The sequence below is a fragment of the Bacillus sp. 1780r2a1 genome (assembly GCA_024134725.1).
GTDB lineage: Bacteria > Bacillota > Bacilli > Bacillales > Bacillaceae_H > Priestia > Priestia aryabhattai_A.
Window position 1 is genome coordinate 591,835 of the sequence record CP099863.1, and the last position, 17,940, is coordinate 609,774.

Genomic DNA, 17,940 nt, shown 5'->3' on the forward strand with positions numbered 1-17,940 from the left:
GTTATGAGGTTTGAATTTTTTGTCGAAAATGTGTTGACAACGCTTTCAACAGCTAGTAAACTTGTAAACAAGTTAATACATGTGACGGAGAATAGGAGATCCACGATATAGCTCTTTAAATTTATATGCATGAATTTAGAGGGAAGTATGGTGGATTTTTTTATTCTCTTCTTGCTGTAAACGGTTTCTTATTAGACCGAAGGAGGTTTTTATATGAGTCCATTTTTAGGTGAAGTAATTGGCACGATGATTTTAATTATATTAGGTGCTGGAGTTTGTGCTGGTGTTAATTTGAAAAAATCATATGCAGCAAATTCAGGCTGGATTGTTATTACGTTTGGTTGGGGATTAGCGGTAGCTATGGGGGCTTATGCGGTCGGTAACATTAGTGGTGCCCACTTAAATCCTGCTGTAACGATTAGCTTTGCAATTACTGGAGATTTCCCGTGGAAAGAGGTACCTCTTTATATAGTAGCACAAATGATTGGTGCAATTTTAGGAGCAACATTAACATATTTACATTATCTACCGCATTGGAGAGAAACAGCTGATCAAGGAACAAAATTAGGTGTTTTTGCAACAGGGCCAGCTATTCCTAATCCATTTTCAAACTTATTAAGTGAGACAATTGGTACGTTTATTTTAGTAGTTGGTTTACTAACAATTGGTGCAAATGAATTTACAGAAGGATTGAACCCATTAATTGTAGGCTTTCTTATTATAAGCATCGGTTTATCCCTTGGTGGTACAACTGGTTATGCTATTAACCCTGCACGTGACTTAGGTCCGCGTATTGCACATGCCATCTTACCGATTGCAGGAAAAGGTTCATCAAATTGGAGTTATGCTTGGGTGCCTGTCCTAGGCCCGATCTTAGGTGGATCATTAGGGGCAGTATTCTATCTTGCAGCTTTTAAAAATCAAACAGGAAGCGCGCTATGGGTTGTATTAACACTTGTGGCAATTGTGTTTGCTGGAGTGTATGGGATATCAAAAGCAAAAAATGCGCCAGGAATGGCAAAGAAAAGCGTTATCAAATAAATGAATGCGTTTTAATCACAGTCAGAGTAAAATAAAAGAAATAATACAAAAAGGGGAAATAAAGTATGGAAAAATATATTTTATCATTAGACCAGGGAACAACGAGCTCTCGCGCAATGTTATTTAATAAAAAAGGCGAAATCGTTCACGTTGCTCAAAAAGAATTCACTCAATACTTTCCAAATCCAGGTTGGGTAGAGCATAATGCTAACGAAATTTGGGGGTCAATCCTATCGGTTATTGCTTCTTGTTTATCGGAATCAGGAATAACACCTGAACAAATTGAAGCAATTGGAATTACAAATCAGCGTGAAACAGCGGTTGTGTGGGAAAAAGCAACAGGAAAGCCAGTTTATAATGCAATTGTATGGCAATCTCGTCAAACAGCAGGAATTTGTGAAGAGCTAAAAGAAAAAGGATATAATGATACGTTTCGCTCGAAAACTGGTTTATTAATTGATGCATACTTCTCAGGTACAAAAGTAAAATGGATCTTAGATAATGTGGAAGGTGCACGTGAGAAAGCTGAAAACGGTGAGCTTTTGTTCGGTACAATTGATACATGGCTAATTTGGAAATTATCTGGAGGGAAAGCTCATGTAACCGATTACTCAAATGCGTCTCGTACACTAATGTTTAATATTTACGATTTACAATGGGATGATGAACTATTGGATATCTTATCGGTACCAAAATCAATGTTACCTGAGGTCAAACCGTCATCAGAAGTGTATGGACATACGGTTGATTACCATTTCTTTGGTCACAACATTCCAATCGCAGGAGCAGCAGGCGATCAGCAGGCAGCTTTATTTGGACAAGCGTGCTATGAAAAAGGAATGGCAAAGAATACGTATGGAACTGGTTGTTTCATGTTAATGAACACGGGTGAAAAAGCCGTTAAGTCTGATCATGGGCTTTTAACAACGCTAGCTTGGGGTGTAGATGGGAAAGTTGAATATGCACTAGAAGGAAGTATCTTTGTCGCTGGTTCTGCTATTCAGTGGCTTCGCGATGGGCTGCGCATGTTTAAGGATGCAAAAGAAACAGAAAAGTATGCTAATCGCGTAGATTCAACAGATGGTGTATACATGGTTCCAGCTTTTGTAGGCCTTGGCACACCGTATTGGGATAGTGACGTTCGAGGTGCCATGTTTGGCTTAACGCGAGGTACAAAAAAAGAGCATTTTGTTCGAGCTACGCTAGAAGCATTAGCATATCAAACAAAAGACGTGCTAAGCGCAATGGAAGCTGATTCGGGCATTACATTAAAAACCCTTCGTGTAGACGGTGGAGCAGTTAAAAACAACTTCTTAATGCAGTTCCAAAGCGACTTGTTAAATGTTCCCGTTGAGCGTCCTGAAATTAATGAAACAACGGCGTTAGGAGCAGCTTATCTTGCAGGTCTAGCTGTAGGCTACTGGAAAGACCGCGAAGAGATTGCGCAGCAGTGGAATATGGAAAAGTCGTTCGAACCTGATATGGAAGAAAGCCGTCGTGAAGACTTATATGCAGGCTGGAAAAAAGCAGTTAACGCAACAATGGCGTTTAAATAAAAATGTAGATATTGGTATTTTGAATGTTAAAATTGAAAAATTCCTGCTGATATAGAGGAAAAACCTTTAAAATTAATCATATTTATGCTATACTAAAGACAAGTTAATAATTTGGTTGGAGAATCGGAGAGACCACGAATCCATATGTTATACATATGCGATTTGTGGTCTCTTTTTTTTAGATAACTGTAAAAAATTGAAAAAAGAAAAGGGGAATGACAAATGTTTTCAAGCAAAATGCGTGTAAATAAATTAGAAGAAATGACAACTCAAAAATATGATTTACTTGTTATTGGTGGAGGTATTACAGGCTCAGGAATTGCTTTAGATGCAGCAAATCGCGGAATGAAAACAGCATTAGTTGAGATGCAGGACTTTGCATCTGGAACATCAAGTCGTTCGACAAAGCTTGTCCACGGTGGCCTTCGTTATTTAAAGCAGTTTGAAGTGAAAATGGTTGCAGAAGTTGGAAAAGAGCGTGCCATTGTGTATGAAAATGGTCCACACGTAACAACACCAGAGTGGATGTTATTACCATTTCATACAGGAGGTACGTTTGGAAAGTACTCAACATCAGTGGGACTACGCGTATATGATTATCTAGCAGGAGTCAAACGTTCTGAGCGTCGTAAAATGTTCAGTGCTGAAGAAACATTAAAGCGCGAACCCCTTGTAAAATCACAGGATTTAAAAGGCGGTGGCTATTATGTTGAGTATAAAACAGACGACGCTCGCTTAACAATTGAAGTAGCAAAAGAAGCAGCAAATCGCGGTGCTGATTTAGTAAACTACACAAAAGTAGACGAGTTTATTTATGACAATGGAACGGTTATTGGTGCAGTAGTTGTTGATCAAATTACGAAAAGATCGTACAAAATTCATGCAAAAAAAATTGTGAACGCAGCTGGTCCTTGGGTTGATTCTCTACGTGAAAAAGATAATTCAAAAAAAGGAAAACAGCTACAGTTAACAAAAGGCATTCACTTAGTAATTGATCAAAAGCGTTTTCCACTGCAACAAGCTATCTACTTTGATACGCCAGATGGCCGTATGGTGTTTGCTATTCCACGTGATGGTAAAACATACGTTGGAACAACGGATACAGTCTATAAAGAAGATGCAAGGCACCCACAGATGACTGTAAAAGATCGCGAATACGTAATTGACGCAATCAACTACATGTTCCCAACTGTCAACATCACAGTTGATGATGTTGAATCAAGCTGGGCTGGTGTTCGACCATTAATTCATGAAGAAGGAAAAGACCCATCTGAGATTTCACGCAAAGACGAAGTGTGGACATCACATTCAGGATTAATTACGATTGCTGGAGGAAAACTAACTGGCTATCGTAAAATGGCAGAGCTTGTAGTAAATACGGTTGCAGAGCAGTTGAAAGCAGAAGGAAACGCGTTTAAACCTAGTCAAACAAAATATTTACCGATTTCTGGTGGAGATGTGGGTGGCTCTAAGAATTTCCCGAAATTCGTCGAGGAAAAAGTGAAAGTCGGCGTAGAGCTTGGGCTGTCTCCTGAAGCAGCAACAAAACTTGTTAAGCGCTATGGTTCTAATATTGATTTGTTGTATCGCTACATGACCGACTATAAAGATAAAATGAAAGCAAGTAATTTACCGGCAAGCGTATTTTTACAAGTACAGTATGGAATAGAAGAAGAGATGGTTACAAAGCCAATCGATTTATTTATCCGTCGTACAGGCGCTTTATTCTTTGATATTGCTTGGGTCCGTGAGTGGAAAGAAGCCGTTATTAAATACATGGCGCAAGAGTTAAGCTGGACGCCTCAGCAAACGTCTGAGTATAGCCAAGAGCTTAACAAACATTTACATGATGCAGTTGTGCCAGTTGATGAAAAAGGTAGCCAAATCGCTGATATTTCATGATACAATAGTACTACATTTCAAAAATTGTCAATTGCGTAAGGAGTAATAGCAGGAAATTCGATTCTTTCATCGAATTTTTATCATATTACGTTACAATATTGACAAGGTATGACATGTCATTTTAAAGGGAAAGGCGACATTTGTCGTTTTTCTCTTTTCATACATAAAGGTATTGATGAGGAGGCTTTTTTCATGAACTGGAAGCAAGTATACACATCTTGGATTGAAAATGTACATTTAGATGGAGAGTTAAAGGAAGCGTTAGCAAGCATTAAAGCGGATGAGAAACAGCTGGAAGATTGTTTTTACAAAAACTTAGAGTTTGGTACAGGTGGAATGCGTGGCGAAATTGGTCCGGGTACTAACCGTATGAATTTGTATACCATTCGCAAAGCATCCAAAGGGTTTGCAGATTATATTGCTTCTGCAGGGGAAGAAGCAAAGGCACAAGGAGTTGTTATCGCTTACGATTCAAGACATAAATCGCCAGAATTTGCGATGGAAGCTGCTAAAACCCTTGCAACTGAAGGGATTAAAACATACGTATTTGATGAGCTTCGCCCAACCCCCGAGCTATCTTTCGCAGTTCGTCAATTAGGTGCTTTTGGTGGAATTGTTATTACAGCGAGTCATAATCCCCCTGAGTATAACGGTTACAAAGTATATGGCCCAGATGGTGGGCAGCTGCCTCCAAAAGAAGCAGATGAGCTTGTAGGCTACGTAAATGCTGTTGAAAACGAACTTGAACTGTCAGTAAAAGAAGAGCAAGAGTTGAAGTCAGCTGGATTGATTGAAATGGTTGGTGCTTCTATGGATGAGGCATATAATGAAAAGCTCAAAACCATCTTATTAAATCCTAGCTTAGCACAAGAGGTAGGTCCAGAATTAAAAGTAGTCTTTACACCACTTCACGGTACGGCTAATAAACCGGTTCGAAAAGCGTTAGAAACAATCGGTTATACGAACGTAACGGTTATTGCAGAACAAGAACTACCAGATCCTAATTTCTCAACAGTAAAGTCACCTAACCCTGAAGAGAAAGCAGCGTTTGAATATGCTGTTAATAAAGGCAAAGAAATTGATGCAGATTTATTGATTGCTACAGACCCAGATGCCGATCGATTGGGAATTGCTGTGAAGGATCCAAGCGGTGAATATGCATTGCTTACAGGAAACCAAACGGGAGCAATTTTACTTCACTACTTGCTTTCTCAGAAAAAAGAACAAGGTGTGCTTCCTGAAAACGGTGTTGTATTAAAAACAATCGTAACATCAGAAATAGGAGCTGAGATTGCTCGTTCGTTTGGCTTACATGTTGTCGACACGCTAACAGGGTTCAAGTTTATTGGAGAAAAAATCAAGCAATACGAGCAAACAGGGGAATACGAATTCCAATTTGGGTATGAAGAAAGCTATGGTTATTTAATTGGTAGCTTTGCACGTGATAAAGATGCGGTGCAAGCTGCTGTTTTAGCAGTTGAAGTATGCGCGTATTACAAAAAGCAAGGTATGACGCTTTACGAAGCGCTTCATCAAATTTTCGAAACTTATGGCTTCTATCAAGAAGGATTAAAGTCATTAACGTTAAAAGGAAAAGAAGGATCTGAACAAATTCAACATATTCTTGCGACGTTTAGAAATGAGCCACCAAAAGAGATTGCAGGTCTTAAAGTATCCGTTCTTGAAGACTATACGCTAGGAACTCGTCAGTTTGTTGAAAGTGGAAAAGTAGAAGATATTGAGCTTCCAAAATCAAACGTACTTAAATATGTACTAGAAGATGGTTCATGGTTCTGCTTACGTCCATCTGGTACAGAACCAAAAGTTAAGTTTTATTTTGGTGTCGTAACCAAAGATGAACAAGCGAGCGCTAACCAGTTAGCTGATGTTCAAAAAGCCGTTATGAATCAAGTAGAAGAAGTTATTAATCGTGTGAACGCTTAAAAAAAGGCTGAGCTTATTTGCTCAGCCTTTTCTATACAGCTTTATTTGAATGAATTCCTTTGTAATAAGGAGAAGCTGTTAAAGCTTTATAAATTCGAGGCGCAATTAACGCCGCAATAATTGTAAAGATAATGTCTTTTACACCAAACCAAATCATAATTTTCCAAGCAGTCGCATAGCTCATTGCCGGAGCTTCTAACCAATAGTTAACAGCCATGTACATATATGTTGTTCCAATAATATAGATAATGGCAATACCTGCAAGTGCAGCACTTATAAATACTGAAAAATGAGGTTTCCCTTTCCATTCAATAACTTTTCCTACTACATAAGCAGCAACAATATATGATAATAAAAAGCCGCCCGTACTGCCAAATAAAACGCTAGCTCCTGATTTAAACTGAGCAAATACAGGTGCTCCTGCAAGCCCCACAAGGAAGTATACAATCATGGAAATAGCCCCTAAGCGACTTCCTAATAAAATCCCGGCTAGTATTACGAAAAATGGTTGCATAGACAGTGGAACGCCAGCTACCTGTAAGAATGGTGCCCAAGATGTAATATTTGCACCAATAGCCATGAGAGCTGCGAACATCCCTGCTAATGTTAAATCAAGTGTACGAAAACGAAGTTTTCCACTCAAAGTAATCTTCTCCTTCATATGTAAGATAGTCAATGATACTCAAATTGTACGTGTAAATGATTATTTATGTCAACTTATTTTTTATGCAGGTTCACAAAAAAGAAAGAAGAGGAAAACCTCTTCTTTTATCTATAGGTGATGTTACGTTAAGGGATCCACTGCTACAAAATCATTCAGGTTGTGCTCTGAAAGCTCTGAAGCATGGTCAATATAACGCAATAACGAATACAGTTCTTCTTGAATTACTCGATAGTTTCGTTCAAAGTTGTAGGCGTGTAAAAAATGTTCGATTTTCTTTGAAAGAAAATCATCTTCAGTGCGAACCATTAAAATTAACAAGTTATCCCATTGTGATCGATTCGTGTAATATAAAGCACGGTCATAATCAATTGTGTCCATTAACAGTCCTCCTTTTGAGGAGTTGAAATTAGTGTATGATATTTACGAAATTTGTTCCCCTGTAAATGTTGGTCAAAAGACCAATGTATAAATAACGGTTAGGAAGCAAAAATGACATTAGAATGAATTGTTTTGTATGAAAATAAAGTACTACCTTCCCAATTTCTTATAAAGAACCTGATTCAAAACACATGATTTGCGTCATTAGGACATAGATTGAATTAAGGGATATAAAGGGGGAGTTGTAGTGAAAGAAGCGGACTATAAACAACTACATCGAGCGATTGACGAAATTACTGAAATTGCAACAGGATTTGGTTTAGATTTTTATCCAATGAGATATGAGATTTGTCCAGCTGATATTATTTATACATTTGGCGCATATGGCATGCCTACAAGGTTTTCTCACTGGAGCTTTGGAAAGCAGTTCTATAAAATGAAGCTTCATTATGACCTTGGTTTAAGCAAAATTTATGAACTAGTTATTAACTCAGATCCTTGCTATGCATTTTTACTTGATTCAAATGCACTGATTCAAAACAAGCTTATTGTAGCTCACGTTTTAGCCCATTGTGACTTCTTTAAAAACAACAGCCGCTTTGCGAATTCTAAACGAGATATGGTTGAAAGCATGGCTGCAACTGCAGATCGTATTAAAGAATATGAAGTACAATATGGCAAGCGAGAAGTAGAGAAGTTCTTAGATGCAATTTTATCGATTCAAGAGCATATTGATCCATCTTTAATGAGGGCAAAACTGTCATGGAGCATGGATGATGTAGAAGAAGAGCAGGAAGAAGTTTCATCACCATACGATGATTTATGGAGCTTAGACTCACGTGGGAAAAAGAAAACTCGTCAAGTGGAGAAGTTTAAGAAATTTCCACCTCAGCCAGAGAAGGATATTCTTTTATTTATTGAACAATACAGCCCATACTTAGAAGAGTGGCAGCGCGACATTTTAACGATGATGAGAGAAGAAATGCTGTATTTTTGGCCGCAGCTTGAAACAAAAATTATGAACGAAGGCTGGGCATCTTATTGGCATCAGCGAATCATTCGTGAAATGGATTTAACAAGCGATGAAGCTATTGAATTTGCAAAGCTAAATGCAGGTGTTGTTCAACCGTCTAGAACAAGCATCAATCCATATTATTTGGGCTTGAAGATTTTTGAAGACATTGAAGAACGATATGATAATCCTACTGCCGAAATGCAGCGACGCGGCATTCAAAAAGGTTCAGGACGGGAAAAAATGTTTGAGGTTAGGGAAGTTGAATCGGATATCTCATTTATTCGAAATTACCTAACAAAAGACCTTGTCATGAGAGAGGATATGTACTTATTTCAAAAGCAAGGGAAAGATTATAAGATTGTAGATAAAGACTGGACAGAAGTGCGAGATCAACTTGTTAACATGCGCGTAAACGGTGGTTTTCCGTATATTACAGTCACGAATGGTGATTACTTGAAAAATGGAGAGCTATACTTAAAACATTGGTATGAAGGAATTGAACTAGACGTCAAGTATTTAGAGAAGGTTGTGCCGTATTTGTATCAATTGTGGGGCAGACCTGTGCATCTAGAAACCGTAATGGAAGAAAAGCCAATCGCCTTTACGTATGACGGGAAAACAGTACACCGAAAGCATTTATAATAAAAGGAGAAGCATTCGCTTCTCCTTTTTGTATATCTACAGTCTAATAAGTATACGACCTTGAGCTTGTCCTTCAAGCAGCATTGGAAGATAGTTAGGTACATCATTAAGAGAGATTTCTTCTTGGATGAAGTCTTCAAGCTGATTTGGCTTAAAGCTTGTTGCTAGCAGCTTCCATGTCTCGTTTCGAAGGGACAATGGGCAATAGACAGAATCAATACCAAGTAAGTTCACTCCGCGTAAGATGAACGGGAAAACTGTAGTTGGGACGGCTGTTCCAGCCGTTAAGCCACTAGCTGCAACAGAACCACCGTATTGAATTTGGGATAGCACGCTTGCGAGCGTTTCACCCCCTACGCTATCGACTGCAGCAGCCCACTTTCCTTTTGCTAAGGCTTTGACTTTACCGTTGTAAACATCTTCTCTAGTTAAAAGAGTGGTAGCTCCAAGCTTTGTTAAATAGGTGGCACTAGAAGCTTTTCCAGAGCTAGCAGCAACCTCATAACCCATCTTTGATAAAATAGAAACGGCAAAGCTTCCTACACCACCTGTAGCGCCAGTGACTAGGACAGGGCCATCCTTTGGTTTCAAGCCCGAATCAATGAGCTTTTTTACAGATAAAGCAGCTGTAAAGCCAGCTGTTCCAATTACCATAGCTTCTTTTAAGGTTAGTCCATCGGGAAGAGGAACAATCCAGTCTGCAGGGATGCGAGCGTATTCACTATAGCCACCGTAATGAGAGACTCCAATTTCGTAGCTGGTTGCAATGACTTCATCACCGCTTTTAAAGCGAGGATTATTAGAAGAAACAACCGTACCTGCTAAATCAATTCCTGGTACAAAGGGATAGGCTTTGACAATATTTCCGTTTGGAATACTAGCTAGGCTATCCTTATAGTTAATACCTGAGTAGTGAACTTTGATGAGAACATCGCTTTGCGGTAACTCGTCGAGCGTGAGCGTTTGAATAGTAGATTGAACTTGTTCGTTCTCTTTTGTTAAGACAAGAGCTTTAAAATTTTCCATGCCGTTCTGTCTCCCTTCATATCTTCGAGCTTATATTTATTATAAAAGACAAAAATTCAAAAGTATAATACGATGCAGATAATGCAAAAGGCTGCAGTTCAGCAGCCTTTTATTGAATCATATTTAAAAAGCGACGAGTTCGCTCTTCTTTAGGGTTTTTGAAAATTTCTTCTGGCGTTCCACGCTCCATGATTACGCCTTGATCCATAAAGATTACTTCGTCTGCCACTTCTCGAGCAAAGCGCATTTCATGTGTGACCACAACCATGGTCATGCCTTCTCTTGCTAAATCTTTCATTGCTTTTAGAACATCGCCTACAAGCTCAGGATCCAAAGCAGATGTAGGCTCATCAAATAGCATTACTTTAGGGTCCATAGCCATTGCTCGAGCGATACCCACACGCTGCTGTTGTCCTCCTGATAATTGAAATGGATAAAAATTAACCTTGTCTCCTAGTCCAACTTTTTGTAGCAGGGAAACAGCGCGTTCTTTCGCCTGTTGTTTTGAAATACCCTTTACAATAACAGGCCCTTCCATAACATTTTCAAGCGCTGTTTTATGAGGAAATAAATTATAGTTTTGAAATACCATTCCCGTTAAGCTACGAAAAGATGTTATCCTTTGCTTTGGTAACTTTTTCTCAAAGCTTACTTCTTGATTATCGATGATGATTTTGCCATCAGTAGGAAGTTCCAGCAAGTTTAAACAGCGAAGAAACGTTGTTTTTCCGGAACCTGAAGGACCGATTAGAACCACTACTTTACCCTGCTCGATGTTTAAATCAATTCCTCGCAATACGTGTAAATCATCAAATGATTTATGAAGGTTCGTAATGTTAATCACGCTAATAAACTCCTTTTTTAATACAGTTATCTTGAGACATAACGGTCAAGCTTCGCTTCAATTCGTCCTTGAACAATGGAAAGAATGGTACACATAATCCAGTATAAAAGAGCCGCTTCCGTATAAAGTAATAAAAATTCATAGTTTGTGGCCGCAATTTCTTGTGCACGACGAAACATTTCGGTTACCAAAATAAGAGATGCTAGCGACGTATCTTTAATAAGGCTAATGAATGAATTCGATAAAGGCGGAATGGATACGCGAGCAGCTTGGGGTAAAATAATACGCTTTAAAGCTTGAGTATATGTCATCCCAATTGAATAACCAGCTTCCCATTGCCCTTTAGGAATCGATAAAATCGCAGCACGGATGATTTCAGATGCGTACGCACCTACGTTTAATGAAAACCCAATTACTGCGGCAACAAATGGATCAATTGTAATATCTAGCGTTGGCAACCCGTAGAAAATAATAAATAATTGCACTAGTAAAGGTGTCCCTCGAATCAGTGACACGTATACGCGCGCAATTATATTAAATACTTTTATAGAAGATAAGCGTCCAAGCGCTGTAAGAATAGCTAAAATAAGGCCTAGTATAAATGAAATAAGCGTTAGTGGAATAGTATATTGAATAGCTCCCTCTATCATTGGATAGAGGGAGGATTGAGCAATAGAGATTAAGCGCTCTGCACGCTCAGGGTCAGTAAAGATACTATTTAGGAGAAACATCTTCACCAAACCATTTTTCAGAAATTTTAGCGTATGTGCCGTCTTCTTGCATATCTGCTAAAGCTTTATTTACTTCTTCCACTAACTTACCGCTATCTTTGCGAAACATTAATCCACTTGCTGATGCGTCTTCTGCTTCATCTACAATTTTTACAGGTGCATTTGGACGTTGTTTTTTATAGTCTAAGAATGATAATTTATCATTAATTGTACCGTCTACACGTTTTGAAACGATTAACTCAGCTGATTGCGTGAATCCTTCAACACCTACTAGTTCAGCTTCATATTTTTTTGCTAAATCAGCATAGTTACTTGTAAGTGATTGTGCAGACTTTTTACCTTTCATGTCCTCAAATGATTTCACTTCATTATTGTCTTCACGAACAACAAGCACCGCTGCAGACTCAATGTATGGGTCAGAGAAATCATATTTTTTTTCGCGGTCTGGACGAATTCCAACTTGGTTAGCAATCATGTCAAAACGCTTAGCGTCTAAACCAGCAAACATTCCATCCCACTGTGTTTCTTTAAATTCAGCTTTCACACCAAGGCGCTTTGCAACTTCTTGTGCAATTTCAACGTCAAAGCCTGTTAACTTATTAGAGTCGTCATGGAACGTAAATGGAGGGTATGTACCTTCTGTTCCAATTGTTAGAACGCCGTCTTCTTTTACTTTTTCGTATAAATCTTGATCACTTTTACTTGCGTTATTTGTTTCTTTTTCATTTGACCCACAAGCTGCTAACACAACTGTGAACGCTAATAAAAGAGATAAAAATGCAACTAATTTTTTCATTTTTTGTTAAACCCCCAGTAATTTGATAGGAATTATATTTCTTGATAGCGTAATTGATATTAAACAAGAAGAAGTTAAAAGTCAATAAAAAAAACTTCTAATAGATAGTATGGCTGTTCTCAAAGGGTTTATGTACTTTGTAGAGCATCAGGAAAAGGTTGGGATTATCATATTAAAAATCATTAGTTTATGAATAAAAAGGAAAGGGAATAAGTAGATAGCTGATGATATTTTAACAAAATTTACGTTCTTCCCTTATTGTTTTTGGGACAATTGTTTTATTTTGATTAGATATTCCTTACTCATACTCGAAACTTGTTATAATAGAGAAAAGAGCATTGAAATTAGGATTTGAAAAGTGGAGATAAGTTTAATGAGAAAACGTGAAGTATGGAAATATATTTTATTGATTGTAACAATTGCAGGACAAGTCATTAGTTTTATCTTTTTAATGGTTAACAGCATAGCTGCCTTGTTATTCTACGGATTTTATATCCTAACTTTTGCTACCTTACTTGGCTCATTTCTATGGGAAGAGCATAGGGAAAAAGAAAAAGAGCTCGAAGATTATTAGCTCGGTACATGAGAAAAATGGTCCAGTAGGTTGTAATCACTCACAAATATGTTATACTTCTAAATGAAAAGTGAAAATATTAGAAAAAATCACTAGGGGAGCCTTTATGGCTGAGACGAAAAAATTCGGACCCTTTGAACCTGATCTGGTTTGTACCAGCGTAGGGAAGTGGATGAGCCATGTTTACATAATGAATGCATGCCAACCACTCTACGTTGTAGAGTGGTTTTTTTGCGTTTATGTCGAAATAAAGGTGAGGATGCTATGATACCCAAACTACATGCTGTGTCAACAGGGAAACAGTCCTTTGAACAGCTTCTGAAAATTAGCAGAGATATTGACCCGTATGTAGGAGCTATCCATATTCGAGAAAAAGAGCGAACGGCACGAGAGTTAGAAATGCTCATTGAAGAACTCAAAAAAGACGTGCACGCTTCAAAGCTAATTGTTAACGATCGAGTAGATGTAGCTTTTGCCTCTCATGTAAAGGGTGTGCACTTGGCTTATCACAGTCTAAGTGTTCAAGGGGTAAAAGCACATTTTCAGCCATTGATTGTTGGTAAATCCGTACACAGTATTAAAGAAGCACAGGAAGCTGAACAAACAGGTGTTGATTATGTCATTTATGGTCATGTGTATCCATCAAAGTCAAAGCTTGGTCAAACACCTCGAGGGCTTGAACGGTTAAATCAAGTGGTTCGTTCAGTGAAAATACCCGTAATTGCCATCGGGGGAATTATGCCTTGCAATGTGAGCGAAGTATTGAGCACAGGTGCACACGGCATCGCTGTTATGTCGGGTGTATTTCAAGATGAAAACCCGCTACAGGCAGCGAAGGAATATGATGAACAACTAAGGAGGTGGAGTGATACATATGCAAATACATTATGATGCACTCGTTATTGGTGGCGGGGTCATTGGAGCCTCAACCGCGTATCACCTTTCTAAAATGGGATATCAAGTAGCAATTTTAGAAAAAAACCAGATTGGTTGTGAAGCATCGGGAGCAGCTGCTGGAATATTAGGTGCGCAAGCTGAAATTGATGAAGAAGGGCCGCTTTTAGAGCTAGCCATTCAAAGTAGGTCGCTTTTTCCGAATCTCGTTGCTGAATTAAAAGAAAAAACGAATATTGATGTTGAGTTCATTCAAAAAGGACTATTAAAAGTAGCAGCAACTGAAGCGGAAGCAGGTTTGCTAAAAGCCAAAGCAGAGCGTCACAGGCGGTGGGATTCGGAAGTGAAGTGGTTATCTCCTGACGCAGCAAGGCAAGCTGAACCGTTGTTAACCCCTGATACATACGGGGCTATTAGCATTCCAAAAGATGGCCAGCTGATGCCAGCTAAGTTAACCCAAGCTTTGGTACACGGAGCTTTGTACCATCAGGCAGCTATTTATGAGAACTGTCATGTTCATGAGCTTATATACGATAACAAAAAGGTAGTTGGCGTACGGACATCAGCGGGCAACTTCTACAGTGACCAAGTGATGGTAAGCGCCGGTGCTTGGACGAAAGATCTGGTGACGGCTATTCAGCCAAAGCATTTGTTTCCTATTAAAGGTGAGTGTATATCCCTCACGACCAATCAACCAAGCATTCAAAAGACCATATTTTTAGATGAAGGATTTTATGTTGTTCCAAAAGCAGGGGGAAGAATAGTGATTGGAGCTACAAAGCGTCCCCATGATTACACGAAGCACGTATCTGCAGAAGCTATTGAATTTTTAATTAGCAAAGCAATCTCTCTTGTTCCATCACTTGCAGAGGCGTCATTTGAAAAAGCATGGGCAGGGCTTCGTCCACAAACTGTAGATGGTTGGCCATATTTAGGACAGCACCCGGAATTAGATAATGTTTATTTAGCATGTGGACACTATCGAAATGGTATTTTACTAAGTGCAATCACAGGTAAAATCATGGCGGAGCAAATGAAAGGTGAGAATCCAAAACATTCCTTTTTTTCAGCTTTTCGCTTACAAAGAGAAATGGAGGGAACGTATTGAACTTAGTGATTAATGGAAAGAGCGTTGAGATAGATTCCTCAATTCAAACGGTTTCTGAGTTATTAGAATCAAGGGATTTACATGAGAAAGTAGTGATTGTCGAGTTAAATAAAGAGATTTTACAAAAGCAAGATCATGAAAAAGCCTCATTGTCAGAAGGCGATTTACTAGAGATTGTTTCATTTGTAGGAGGAGGATGAAAGTTATGTTGAAAATAGGAAAATATGAATTTGCATCTCGTTTACTTTTAGGTACAGGGAAGTTTCCAGATTATACGACGCAGCGTCAAGCAGTAGAAGAATCAGAAACAGAGATTTTAACATTTGCAGTGAGGAGAATGGATATTTTTGATCAGTCTCAGCCTAACTTGCTTGAAGCTCTTGATGTTAAAAGGTTTACGCTTTTACCAAATACAGCTGGAGCTAAAAATGCCGAAGAAGCGGTTCGAATTGCGAAGCTGGCAAAGGCATCTGGGTTGTGTGATATGGTCAAGGTTGAGGTGATTGGCTGTGATAAAACGTTATTGCCAGACCCTGTTGAAACGTTAAAAGCAAGTGAAGAGTTGTTAAAAGAAGGTTTTACAGTATTAACGTATACGTCTGATGATGTTGTACTTGCTAGAAGGCTTGAGGAACTAGGTGTTCATGCTATTATGCCTGGAGCTTCTCCAATTGGGTCGGGACAAGGGATTATTAATCCGTTGAACCTGCAGTTTATTATTGAACAGTCTAAGGTGCCTGTTATTGTAGATGCGGGCATTGGTACAGCTTCTGATGCTGCCAAGGCAATGGAGCTAGGTGCGGATGCTGTTTTACTAAACACCGCTGTATCAGGCGCAAAAGATCCTGTGAAAATGGCTCGCGCGATGAAGCTTGCAATCGAAGCGGGGCGTGATGCTTATTTAGCTGGTCGTATTCCATTTAAAGAATATGCGGTCGCAAGTAGCCCAACAGAAGGGATGAGTATGGGGTGACAGCGCGCTATTCACGTCAAGAGCTCTTTTCCCCGATTGGTAAAGAAGGACAGAAAAAATTATCACAAAAGCATATCTTATTAATTGGAGCAGGTGCTCTAGGGACAGGAAATGCAGAAGCGCTTGTTCGAGCTGGGGTTGGAAAGTTAACAATCATTGACCGAGATTATGTAGAGTGGAGCAATTTGCAGCGTCAGCAGCTTTATAGTGAGAGAGATGCAGCTAATCGTATTCCAAAAGCAGTAGCTGCTTCAGAAAGGCTCGCTGAGATTAATGGAGATGTTGATATTGAAGCACACGTAGCAGACGGTACGCCTCAATTTATTGAACAGCTGCTGGAAAACGTTGATTTAATAATTGATGCTACGGATAACTTTGATACACGTCTTGTAATAAATGACTTATCACAAAAACACCAAATTCCTTGGATTTATGGAGCGTGTGTGGGGAGCTATGGGATTAGCTATACAATCGTTCCCGGAGAAACTCCATGTTTAGCATGTTTGTTAGAATCAGTACCTTTAGGTGGGGTTACGTGTGACACGGTAGGGATTATTAGCCCTGCTGTACAGATGGTTGTTGCACACCAAGTGACAGAGGCACTAAAGATTCTTGTAGAAGATCAAGGAGCACTGCGTTCACAGCTAGTATCATTTGATGTTTGGAAAAATGAATACCGTACCATGAACGTTCATGCTTTAAAAACAGATGAATGTACATCGTGTGGTCAGCAGCCAGTTTTTCCTGCACTTCAATTTGAAAATCAGTTGAAAACAGCTGTACTATGCGGACGTGACACTGTACAAATTCGCCCTGCAAAGGCAACGCAAGCACCTAACATAGTAGAGTTAGAACAGCATTTAAAAGGTAAAGGGTACCGAGTGGACCGAAATCCATATCTTTTGTCCGTAGCAATTGATGATTATCGTCTTGTTGTGTTTCAGGATGGAAGAATTTTTGTACACGGCACAAAAGATACAGTAGAAGCAAAAAACCTTTATCACCGTTATATTGGGTAAATGACGAAAGGAAGATTTTTATGAGTGTAGCAAAAGCACTGACAATAGCTGGCTCTGATAGCGGAGGAGGAGCCGGAATTCAAGCAGACTTAAAAACATTTCAAGAGCGTAAAGTATTTGGTATGTCCGCTATCACAGCGGTAACGGCTCAAAACACTCTAGGTGTTCAAGGGGTATATCCGCTCACTGAGGAAGCAATTGCCAAGCAAATTGACTCAGTTGTTACCGATTTACGCCCAGATGCCATTAAGACAGGCATGCTTTTTAGCTCAGATATTATCCGTATTGTGGCGGATAAGCTGCATAAGTACGAACTGAAAAACGTAGTAGTCGACCCGGTTATGATCGCAAAAGGCGGACAATCATTACTTCAGCAAGAAGCTATTGTTGCGTTAAATGATGTACTGCTACCACTATCCGAAGTTGTGACGCCTAATATTCCCGAAGCAGAAATTATGACAGGATATGAAATTACAACGATGGAACAGCGAAGAGAAGCAGCCAAAAATCTTCATAGCCTTGGAGTGAAAAATGTAGTCATAAAAGGGGGCCACGATCAATCCCAAGAGGAGATGATTGATTTAGTCTATGACGGTCAGTTCTTTCATGAAATTGTTCATAAGCGCGTAGATACGAAGCATACGCACGGAACAGGTTGTACGTTTGCTGCTTGTGTAGCAGCCGAGTTAGCTAAAGGAGCAACTATTCTAGAAGCCGTTCAGCTTGCTTCGGATTTCGTCCATGCTGCGATTAAGGATACGCTAGAAATTGGAAATGGGCATGGACCTACAAATCATTGGGCTTATCGGAAGCTTACGTAAAGCAGCATCTCA

18 protein-coding genes and 1 riboswitch are annotated in these 17,940 nt (G+C 39.2%); of the genes, 12 read left to right on the plus strand and 6 right to left on the minus strand.

The features are described 5' to 3' along the window. Window positions 1–213: 213 nt before the first annotated feature. The 4 genes from NIZ91_03135 to NIZ91_03150 all read left to right on the plus strand — a co-directional run bounded on the left by NIZ91_03135 (window position 214) and on the right by NIZ91_03150 (window position 6,443). The gene (locus NIZ91_03135; GenBank protein ID USY55677.1) at window positions 214–1,041 is read left to right on the plus strand and encodes an aquaporin family protein; all 828 of its coding nucleotides are present in this window, start codon (window positions 214–216) and stop codon (window positions 1,039–1,041) included. 65 nt (window positions 1,042–1,106) lie between these two features. Further along, window positions 1,107–2,597, plus strand: coding sequence for a glycerol kinase GlpK (gene glpK / locus NIZ91_03140; GenBank protein ID USY55678.1), 1,491 nt, complete (start codon window positions 1,107–1,109; stop codon window positions 2,595–2,597). A 222-nt stretch (window positions 2,598–2,819) separates the two neighbouring features. Further along, window positions 2,820–4,499 carry a glycerol-3-phosphate dehydrogenase/oxidase gene (locus tag NIZ91_03145; GenBank protein ID USY55679.1) on the plus strand — a complete coding sequence of 560 codons (1,680 nt, stop codon included), beginning with the start codon at window positions 2,820–2,822 and terminating at the stop codon, window positions 4,497–4,499. A gap of 192 nt (window positions 4,500–4,691) precedes the next feature. Next, window positions 4,692–6,443, plus strand: a complete 1,752-nt coding sequence (locus tag NIZ91_03150; GenBank protein USY55680.1) for a phospho-sugar mutase — start codon at window positions 4,692–4,694, stop codon at window positions 6,441–6,443. A 31-nt stretch (window positions 6,444–6,474) separates the two neighbouring features. Here the strand turns inward: NIZ91_03150 and NIZ91_03155 are convergent, their stop codons facing one another. Beyond that, complete coding sequence (locus tag NIZ91_03155; GenBank protein USY57078.1) at window positions 6,475–7,038, minus strand: biotin transporter BioY; 564 nt, start codon at window positions 7,036–7,038, stop codon at window positions 6,475–6,477. A gap of 189 nt (window positions 7,039–7,227) precedes the next feature. Beyond that, window positions 7,228–7,485 carry a YhdB family protein gene (locus tag NIZ91_03160; GenBank protein ID USY55681.1) on the minus strand — a complete coding sequence of 86 codons (258 nt, stop codon included), beginning with the start codon at window positions 7,483–7,485 and terminating at the stop codon, window positions 7,228–7,230. Between the two features lie 247 nt (window positions 7,486–7,732). Between NIZ91_03160 and NIZ91_03165 the strand changes: the two genes are divergently transcribed. Further along, window positions 7,733–9,142, plus strand: a complete 1,410-nt coding sequence (locus NIZ91_03165) for a SpoVR family protein (protein ID USY55682.1) — start codon at window positions 7,733–7,735, stop codon at window positions 9,140–9,142. Between the two features lie 36 nt (window positions 9,143–9,178). Here the strand turns inward: NIZ91_03165 and NIZ91_03170 are convergent, their stop codons facing one another. The 4 genes from NIZ91_03170 to NIZ91_03185 form a co-directional block, all read right to left on the minus strand. Continuing rightward, window positions 9,179–10,168, minus strand: coding sequence for an acryloyl-CoA reductase (locus NIZ91_03170; GenBank protein ID USY55683.1), 990 nt, complete (start codon window positions 10,166–10,168; stop codon window positions 9,179–9,181). A gap of 109 nt (window positions 10,169–10,277) precedes the next feature. Then, window positions 10,278–11,012, minus strand: coding sequence for an amino acid ABC transporter ATP-binding protein (locus tag NIZ91_03175; protein ID USY55684.1), 735 nt, complete (start codon window positions 11,010–11,012; stop codon window positions 10,278–10,280). Between the two features lie 26 nt (window positions 11,013–11,038). Then, entirely contained in the window at window positions 11,039–11,743 is a 705-nt protein-coding gene (locus NIZ91_03180; protein ID USY55685.1) for an amino acid ABC transporter permease, read from the minus strand. After that, window positions 11,727–12,539, minus strand: coding sequence for an amino acid ABC transporter substrate-binding protein (locus NIZ91_03185; GenBank protein USY55686.1), 813 nt, complete (start codon window positions 12,537–12,539; stop codon window positions 11,727–11,729). The genes NIZ91_03180 and NIZ91_03185 overlap by 17 nt, the downstream gene beginning before the upstream one ends. 373 nt (window positions 12,540–12,912) lie before the next feature. Between NIZ91_03185 and NIZ91_03190 the strand changes: the two genes are divergently transcribed. The 7 genes from NIZ91_03190 (at window position 12,913) to thiD (ending at window position 17,928) form a co-directional block, all read left to right on the plus strand. After that, a complete protein-coding gene (locus NIZ91_03190) occupies window positions 12,913–13,113 on the plus strand; it encodes a hypothetical protein (GenBank protein ID USY55687.1) in 201 nt (66 codons plus the stop codon). Window positions 13,114–13,197: 84 nt separating this feature from the next. Continuing rightward, a riboswitch (TPP riboswitch) is annotated at window positions 13,198–13,297 on the plus strand. 80 nt (window positions 13,298–13,377) lie between these two features. After that, window positions 13,378–14,004, plus strand: a complete 627-nt coding sequence (gene tenI, locus NIZ91_03195; GenBank protein ID USY55688.1) for a thiazole tautomerase TenI — start codon at window positions 13,378–13,380, stop codon at window positions 14,002–14,004. Next, on the plus strand, window positions 13,988–15,115 hold the full coding sequence (gene thiO, locus NIZ91_03200) for a glycine oxidase ThiO (protein USY55689.1): 1,128 nt from the start codon (window positions 13,988–13,990) through the stop codon (window positions 15,113–15,115). The genes tenI and thiO overlap by 17 nt, the downstream gene beginning before the upstream one ends. Then, window positions 15,112–15,315, plus strand: coding sequence for a sulfur carrier protein ThiS (gene thiS / locus NIZ91_03205; GenBank protein USY55690.1), 204 nt, complete (start codon window positions 15,112–15,114; stop codon window positions 15,313–15,315). The genes thiO and thiS overlap by 4 nt, the downstream gene beginning before the upstream one ends. Before the next feature lie 5 nt (window positions 15,316–15,320). Then, the gene (locus tag NIZ91_03210) at window positions 15,321–16,088 is read left to right on the plus strand and encodes a thiazole synthase (protein USY55691.1); all 768 of its coding nucleotides are present in this window, start codon (window positions 15,321–15,323) and stop codon (window positions 16,086–16,088) included. After that, the gene (locus tag NIZ91_03215) at window positions 16,085–17,107 is read left to right on the plus strand and encodes a thiazole biosynthesis adenylyltransferase ThiF (protein ID USY55692.1); all 1,023 of its coding nucleotides are present in this window, start codon (window positions 16,085–16,087) and stop codon (window positions 17,105–17,107) included. The genes NIZ91_03210 and NIZ91_03215 overlap by 4 nt, the downstream gene beginning before the upstream one ends. 20 nt (window positions 17,108–17,127) lie before the next feature. Then, window positions 17,128–17,928, plus strand: a complete 801-nt coding sequence (gene thiD / locus NIZ91_03220; protein USY55693.1) for a bifunctional hydroxymethylpyrimidine kinase/phosphomethylpyrimidine kinase — start codon at window positions 17,128–17,130, stop codon at window positions 17,926–17,928. Window positions 17,929–17,940 lie beyond the last annotated feature (12 nt).

Coding starts and splice junctions, on each gene's coding strand:
- NIZ91_03160 (USY55681.1), bottom strand. CDS start 7,485: ATGGACACAATTGATTATGACCGTGCTTTATATTACACGAATCGATCA.
- thiD (USY55693.1), top strand. CDS start 17,128: ATGAGTGTAGCAAAAGCACTGACAATAGCTGGCTCTGATAGCGGAGGA.
- NIZ91_03190 (USY55687.1), top strand. CDS start 12,913: ATGAGAAAACGTGAAGTATGGAAATATATTTTATTGATTGTAACAATT.
- glpK (USY55678.1), top strand. CDS start 1,107: ATGGAAAAATATATTTTATCATTAGACCAGGGAACAACGAGCTCTCGC.
- NIZ91_03170 (USY55683.1), bottom strand. CDS start 10,168: ATGGAAAATTTTAAAGCTCTTGTCTTAACAAAAGAGAACGAACAAGTT.
- thiO (USY55689.1), top strand. CDS start 13,988: ATGCAAATACATTATGATGCACTCGTTATTGGTGGCGGGGTCATTGGA.
- NIZ91_03210 (USY55691.1), top strand. CDS start 15,321: ATGTTGAAAATAGGAAAATATGAATTTGCATCTCGTTTACTTTTAGGT.
- NIZ91_03155 (USY57078.1), bottom strand. CDS start 7,038: ATGTTCGCAGCTCTCATGGCTATTGGTGCAAATATTACATCTTGGGCA.
- tenI (USY55688.1), top strand. CDS start 13,378: ATGATACCCAAACTACATGCTGTGTCAACAGGGAAACAGTCCTTTGAA.
- NIZ91_03180 (USY55685.1), bottom strand. CDS start 11,743: ATGTTTCTCCTAAATAGTATCTTTACTGACCCTGAGCGTGCAGAGCGC.
- NIZ91_03135 (USY55677.1), top strand. CDS start 214: ATGAGTCCATTTTTAGGTGAAGTAATTGGCACGATGATTTTAATTATA.
- NIZ91_03150 (USY55680.1), top strand. CDS start 4,692: ATGAACTGGAAGCAAGTATACACATCTTGGATTGAAAATGTACATTTA.
- NIZ91_03145 (USY55679.1), top strand. CDS start 2,820: ATGTTTTCAAGCAAAATGCGTGTAAATAAATTAGAAGAAATGACAACT.
- NIZ91_03185 (USY55686.1), bottom strand. CDS start 12,539: ATGAAAAAATTAGTTGCATTTTTATCTCTTTTATTAGCGTTCACAGTT.